The sequence below is a fragment of the Variovorax sp. 20P10.2.4 genome (assembly GCF_058244205.1).
Map to the genome: position 1 here is coordinate 1 of NZ_JBZAYE010001096.1, position 1,423 is coordinate 1,423.

A 1,423-nucleotide genomic window follows, 5' to 3' on the forward strand; every position below is an offset into this window, starting at 1 on the left:
GACCGGCGCCTCGGCGCTGTGGGCCGGCTTCAACGCGCACCTCGCGGCCGGGCTGCTGACCGAGGCGGCCGCGCTCACCACCCAGATCGGCGGCGAGGTGATTCCCTCCGACGTGCCCGGCAGCCTCGCGATGGGCGTGCGCCAGGCGGCCGGCGTGGTGCTCGGCATCGCGCCGTGGAACGCGCCCGTCATCCTCGGCGTGCGTGCGCTCGCCACGCCGCTGGCCTGCGGCAATACGGTGGTGTTCAAGGGCTCGGAGCTGTGCCCGCAGACCCATGCGCTGATCGTCGATGCGCTGCACGACGCCGGCCTGCCGCCGGGCACGGTGAACTTCGTGACCAACGCGCCGGCCGACGCGGCCGAGGTGGTCGACGCGATCGTCGCGCACCCGGCGGTGCGGCGCGTCAACTTCACCGGCTCCACGCGCGTGGGCCGGCTGATCGCGCAGACCTGCGCGCGCCACCTCAAGCCCGCCGTGCTCGAGCTCGGCGGCAAGGCGCCCTTCGTGGTGCTCGACGATGCCGACATCGACGCCGCGGTCGATGCCGCCGTGTTCGGCGCCTTCGCCAACTCGGGCCAGATCTGCATGTCGACCGAGCGCATCGTGCTCGACGCGCGCATCGCCGACGAGTTCGTCGCCAGGTTCGCGGCGCGCGCGAAGAGCCTGCCGCTGGGCGACCCGCGCGAGGGCCCGGTGGTGCTGGGCTCGGTGGTCGACATGGCGACCGTGGAGCGCTGCAACGCGCTGATCGACGACGCGCTGGCCCAGGGCGCGGTGCTGGTCTGCGGCGGCCGCGCCGAGAACACGCTGATGCCGGCCACCGTGCTCGACCGCGTGACGCCCGCGATGCGCGTCTACGGCGAGGAGACCTTCGGTCCGCTCAAGGCCATCGTGCGCGTGGCCGATACCGAGGCCGCGATCGCCACCGCCAACGACAACGCCTTCGGCCTCTCGTCGGCCGTGTTCGGCCGCGACATCGCGCGCGCCTGGAACGTGGCGCGCCGCATCGAGGCCGGCATCTGCCACGTCAACGGGCCCACGGTGCACGACGAGGCGCAGATGCCCTTCGGCGGCGTGAAGGCCTCGGGCTACGGCCGCTTCGGCGGCAAGGCCGGCGTGGAGGCCTTCACCGAGCTGCGCTGGCTCACGGTGCAGACCACGCCGCGGCACTACCCGTTCTGAGCCACCGCCCCGGCTTCAGCCGAAGGTGAAGGCATAGGCCTGCGCGCCGGGGTCGAGGAACTCGATCTCGAACAGCCGCTCGCGCGCGCCCTGCTGCTGGCGCACCAGCTGGTAGAGCCGCTGCGCGTCGACCGTGCCCACGCCTTGCGCGTCGGTGTCGAAGCCGTGGTCGGCCAGGGGCGGCTGGCCGTCGATGCGCACGCGGAAGCGCACCGGCTTGCCGTCGGCCGCGGGGCCGAG

At 73.6% G+C, this 1,423-nt stretch carries 1 protein-coding gene and 1 pseudogene; one reads left to right on the forward strand and one right to left on the reverse strand.

The features are described from left to right. Window positions 1-1,183 (forward strand): aldehyde dehydrogenase (locus tag AC27VN_RS41385; RefSeq protein ID WP_490880500.1); only part of this gene is annotated, 1,183 nt, incomplete at its 5' end. Between the two features lie 15 nt (window positions 1,184-1,198). On the opposite strand, the pseudogene AC27VN_RS41390 reads toward AC27VN_RS41385, so the two are convergent. Then, window positions 1,199-1,423: pseudogene (locus AC27VN_RS41390) on the reverse strand (cytochrome c biogenesis protein DipZ); the annotation flags it as partial.